This is a genomic window from bacterium (genome assembly GCA_041648665.1).
GTDB lineage: Bacteria > UBA10199 > UBA10199 > 2-02-FULL-44-16 > JAAZCA01 > JAFGMW01.
Window position 1 is genome coordinate 1 of the sequence record JBAZOP010000146.1, and the last position, 5076, is coordinate 5076.

Consider the following 5076-nt stretch of genomic DNA (forward strand, 5'->3'; position numbering starts at 1 on the left):
CCCTCGTTCACCACTTGGAATCGCTTGGTCTTCAAAGACATGGCTGCTTGCTCACTTCTTTTTGTCCTTGCCGCGCTTCGGCCTCATCACCTTTATCCTGACGCTGCTTTTTTCTTCCGCTCCGCCGTCTTTCAGCGAAAACAAATAGCTCTTCTCCTTGAAGGATCGCCACAACCCTATGTCGAAGCCCTGCTTCAGTCTCACGATCAGCATTGGGATGTTCTTCGGCAAAAGGCCGCTGTGAGCCAGGACGTCGTAGATGTGTTTCGCCTGTTGCGCGATTATCGATTCATTCAGCTCCTTGTCGATGAAGGCCGAGATCACGAATACGTCGGCGTATATCTTTCCGTCGACCATCAGGTCATGCGAGGCCGGTTTTATGTGCCTGATGGAGGGCATGACCCTCTTGAGCTGGGAGACCACGGCCGCCTTGGCGAGCTCTTTTTCGTCGTGCGTCATGTGCCACGCCCGCGCACCCTGTATCGCGATCGTCGCGGACGCGAGGCATGCGAACGCGATCAAGGCCTTCTTGTGGCTGGATGACGGAAGGCTCACCATGGCCTTGTTTTTGACGACCACGGTGTTCAGCATGAGGTCGGAGATCGTCTTGTGCAAGGGGTGGAGCGCGCCGAATATCGCGACCCCGAGCGCTGTGAGTATCCCCACCAGCTCGAAGATCAGGATCGGCGCTGACTGAGAATCCGACAGCGCTGATATCTTGTACATTGAGAAGACGACCGCGAATGGCGCGAACCTGAGGACCGCGTCTACGAATCCCGGCGCTTCGCCGTCGAGCCGCTGGATCTCTATGTGCATGAGCCTCTTGCCGAGGCTCGCCCCTGCCGCCGTTGCGCTGTCCATCACGCCGAAGTAGAGGGTGGCGAGAACAATCCCTATCCACCAGCTGTTTTCATTAAGAAACCTCAACTGTGCGATCGGCGATTCGGCCAGCAGGAGCCCCACGGCGGCCATGGCCGCGCAGTCGACGGCAAAGGCGGCCACCCTGCGAACGCACACCCTGTACGGGGGCGTGTCCTGGTCATGGCTTACGAGCTGGCGCGTGGCTTCGTGCTGGATGCGCAGCTCGGTCGCAAATCGCGCGTGCTCGGCGGGGTTATGGCCCTTCTCTTCCATGAGGAGTTAATACCACAGGAAAATGCGCATGCAAAGCGCCCAGGGGCCTCTCTCATGCTGGACAAACAGGGCATCATAATTTAATCTCCATGAAAGCCTGAACGGGTCGTTCGAGCTGCCTTTTGACCTGAGACTGGGGGATCTGAATGCCTTCGCAAAAAGTGTCGGCGCAGTTGTTGAGATGGAGTCCTGACAAGGAACTCCAAGGGGTCTTCAAAAAGCCGGAGAAGATAAGGCCCACCGAGGCCATAGTCGGCCAGAAGAGGGCGGTCGAGGCCCTCAAGATGGGGCTCAAGCTCTACCAGACCGGTTTCAACATCTACGTCGCGGGCATGGCCGGCACGGGTCGCATCACCACGATCCGCAGGGCGCTCAAGCAGCTCGGCAAGTCGAAGGCCGAGATCCCCGACCGCTGTTACGTCTACAATTTCGTGGATCCGTCCCAGCCGGTGCTGCTCACCTTTCCCAGGGGCAAGGGCCGCGCTTTCCGGGACGACGTGCATGAGCTCGTCAGGGTGCTTCGCGCCGAGATCCCCAAGGCGATCGAGTCCTCCCACGTGCAGCGCGAGCGAGAACTCATAATCGACCGCTACCAGCGCGAGGAGAAGAAGCTCTTCGAGGATTTTGCCGACCACCTCAAGAAGGAGGGGTTCGCCCTCATCCAGCTGCAGGAGGGCGGCTACGTCGCGCCGACGGTGTTCCCGATCGTGGGCAACGAGGCGGTCTCCATCGACTACCTCGACAACCTGGTCAAAGACGGCAAGATGACCGCCGAGGAGCGCGAGAGCAAGAACAAGCGCTACAAGGAGCTGATGTCCGAGCTGAAGCACGTGCTCACCAAGGCGCGTTCGCTCGGCAAGGAGATGCACCTTGCGCTCGACCGCCTGATGCAGCGCTCAGGTTCGGCCGTGCTCGACGGCCTGATGGACGATCTAAGGGCGCGCTATTCGGACGAGAAGGTGCGCAAGTACCTCCTCAGGATGAAGGGGCACATACTCAAGAACCTCGACGTGTTCGCCGGCAAGAAGGAAGAGGAGCACCAGCAGGGGGTCATAGTCCTGGGCGCACAGCGACAGGAGGACCATTTCTGGTATTACGAGGTCAACCTGCTCTACGACCAGACGCAGGAGTCGGGCGAAGAGGGCGAGGTCCCGATCGTCGAGGAGAACAATCCCAGCTACGTCAATATCTTCGGGGCCACCGAGTACAACGTTGGCCCAGGCAACTACTGGACCACCGACTTTCGCTACATAAAGGCCGGCTCGCTGCTCCGCGCGGACGGCGGCTATCTCATCGTCAACGCGCTCGACGTGCTGCGCAGGCCGCTGGTCTGGGATCAGCTCAAGCGCGTGCTCAAGAAGATGGAGCTCATAATCCAGCAGCCGGAGACCTACTACCAGTTTGCGCCGCTCACGATCAAACCCGAGCCCGTTCCGCTCTCGGTAAAGGTCATCATGATCGGTCCATCCTGGCTCTACAGGCTCCTGTACGCGTACGAGGAGGATTTCGCGAAGACGTTCAAGGTGCTCGCGGACTTCGACGTGACCATGCCGCTCTCCTCCGACTCCGTGGAGAAGTTCGCTGCGGTCCTCAGGTCGGTCTGCGGCAGGGGAAAGCTCAGGGAGTTCAGCTCAGAGGGCCTGGTCGCCATGGTGGAGTACGGCATCGAGGAGTCCGGCCAGCGCGACCGGATATCCACCAGGTTCTCCTATATCACGGACGTGCTGCGCGAGTCGGACTACTGGGCGGGCCAGGACGGCTCCGCGCAGATCGAACGCAAGCACGTCGAGCGCGCGCTCGAGGCAAAGCGCGAGAGGCACAGGCTCACCGAGGAGCACGTGCAGCGCCTGATCGAGGAGGGAGTGATCCTCATCGACTCAAAGGGCTCGCGGATCGGGCAGATCAACGCGCTGTCGGTCTACCAGATCGGCCACGTGAGCTTCGGAAAGCCCTCCAGGGTTACGGCGACCACCGCCATAGGCAGGGAGGGTGTCATCAACATCGAGCGCGAGGCCAAGATGAGCGGGCCCACGCACGACAAGGGAGTCTACATCCTCACAGGATATCTCAGGCACAAATATTCCCAGCGCGAGCCGCTGAACCTCACGGCCTCGCTATGCTTCGAGCAGTCCTACGGCGGCATCGACGGAGACTCCGCCTCCTCCACCGAGATCTACGCCATACTCTCCTCGCTCTCTGGCATACCGATCAGGCAGGATATGGCGGTCACGGGTTCAGTCAATCAGATGGGCGACATACAGCCCATCGGCGGGGTCAACGAGAAGATCGAAGGTTTCTACGACGTGTGCAAGGCGCAGGGCCTCACGGGCACCCAGGGCGTGATGATACCCGTGCAGAACGAGAGGCACCTGATGCTGCGCAAGGACGTGACCGAGGCCGTGAAAAAGGGAAAATTCCACATCTACTCTGTCTCCAATATCGACGAGGGCATCGAGCTGCTCATGCGCAAACCGGCGGGCAAGATGGGCAAGAACGCCGAATATCCTTCGGGCACGGTGCACGGCGAGGTGATGAAGAGGCTGCGCGAGATGAACGAGTCCGTCGCCAAGCTGATGGAAAAGGGCATGGCGAAGGCGATCCACGACGAGGAAGCGAAGAAACCGAAGAAGGCCCAGAGGACTGAGGTTAAGTCGAAAGTCAAAGTCAAGACCAAGGCCAAGGTTAAGAAAACAGCGCGAAAGAGGAAGCGCTAGGGATCAGGAGCCATACATATGGACAATCTCAGCAGGGCGCTTCTCGAATCAGTAGTTTCTCTGCCCACGATGAGCTTTCACGAAACCGCCGTGGCCGCGTTCGTGCGCTGGTACGCCGCGTCGGTCGGCATCGCCGTGAAGGAGGACAGGGCGGGCAACATACTCCTCACCCATAAAGGCGGGCGAGGCGGCGTCACCTTCGCGGCGCACATGGACCATCCCGGCTTTGAGGTCGTGGCTGCAAAGGGCAAGAGGGCCACGGTCGCGCTCTGGGGCAAGGTCGCCCCGAAGACCTTCGCGGGGGCGAGGGTGCGGGTCCATACGGACGATGGGCCGATCAGAGGGAAGATATCGAAGAGGATACTCAAGAAGAAGCACGAGGGCAGGTTCACCTTCGACCTTTCGGCAGCGGGCCGGGTGAAGAGGGGCGATTTCGGCGCGTTCGACGTAGTCCCGTTCAAGATCTCTGGCGATAGGATCAGCGCGCTGGCCTGCGACAACCTGATATCGGTCGCGGCCATACTCGATCTCATGACCAGGTTCGCAAAGGGCAAGGCCAGGGTGAACGTACAAGGGCTTTTCACGCGCGGCGAGGAGGCCGGTTTTTTGGGCGCATTCGCAGCGATGGAGAGCGGACTGATACCGAAGGCCAGCCCGCTGGTCGTGCTCGAGTGCAGCTCCGCAAAGGGTGGTGGCGTGGAGATAGGCGCGGGCCCGGTCATCCGAGCGGGCGATCTCGCCTCGACTTACGATCCCGAGGTTGAGGTCTGGCTCTCCTCCGTTGCTTCTGCTTTGCCCGCAAGCCAAGGTTTCAAATTTCAACGCGCCCTGTTGCAGGGCGGTCGCTGCGAGGCGTGCGTATACGTGGCGAACGGCTACCGGGCGGGCGGCGTGGCGCTTCCCTTGGGCAACTATCACAACCAGGGAGCGCGCGGGTATGCCGCGGAGCACGTGAGCGCAGCCGACTACGACAACGTCCTCAAGCTCATCGCCGCACTCGCGCACAGACCGATCGGCAAGGGGCTCCTGCGCGCAAAGGCGGAGCCGATCAGGAAACATTACGCCGGGCTCAAACGAAAGCTGCTCGGCACAAAATAGCACATCAATCCAAAGGGGGCGAAGATGGACGACGCAGGGGGCGGGACCCAGCTCAAGGGATTGCCGGAGAACGCGTTCAGGGAGCTCAACGAGGGTGAGCTCTTCAGGCCGCTGGTGGGCGATGATGACA

General features: G+C 60.6%; 3 protein-coding genes. 2 read left to right on the plus strand and 1 reads right to left on the minus strand.

What is annotated here, in order from left to right; all coding sequences use genetic code 11:
- Positions 1–51: 51 nt before the first annotated feature.
- Positions 52–1134: an RDD family protein gene (locus tag WC683_19475; protein ID MFA4974787.1), complete on the minus strand. Its 1083-nt coding sequence runs from the start codon at positions 1132–1134 to the stop codon at positions 52–54.
- A gap of 146 nt (positions 1135–1280) precedes the next feature.
- On the opposite strand from WC683_19475, the gene WC683_19480 reads away from it, so the two are divergent.
- Both WC683_19480 and WC683_19485 read left to right on the plus strand, forming a co-directional pair.
- Positions 1281–3848, plus strand: a complete 2568-nt coding sequence (locus WC683_19480; GenBank protein MFA4974788.1) for an ATP-binding protein — start codon at positions 1281–1283, stop codon at positions 3846–3848.
- An 18-nt stretch (positions 3849–3866) separates the two neighbouring features.
- Positions 3867–4946 (plus strand): hypothetical protein, encoded by a 1080-nt coding sequence (locus tag WC683_19485; GenBank protein ID MFA4974789.1) that lies wholly within the window; start codon positions 3867–3869, stop codon positions 4944–4946.
- Positions 4947–5076: the final 130 nt, after the last annotated feature.

Bases quoted from the DNA above. Each gene is read 5' to 3' on its own strand.
- WC683_19475 (MFA4974787.1), bottom strand. From the start codon at position 1,134: ATGGAAGAGAAGGGCCATAACCCCGCCGAGCACGCGCGATTTGCGACC.
- WC683_19480 (MFA4974788.1), top strand. From the start codon at position 1,281: ATGCCTTCGCAAAAAGTGTCGGCGCAGTTGTTGAGATGGAGTCCTGAC.
- WC683_19485 (MFA4974789.1), top strand. From the start codon at position 3,867: ATGGACAATCTCAGCAGGGCGCTTCTCGAATCAGTAGTTTCTCTGCCC.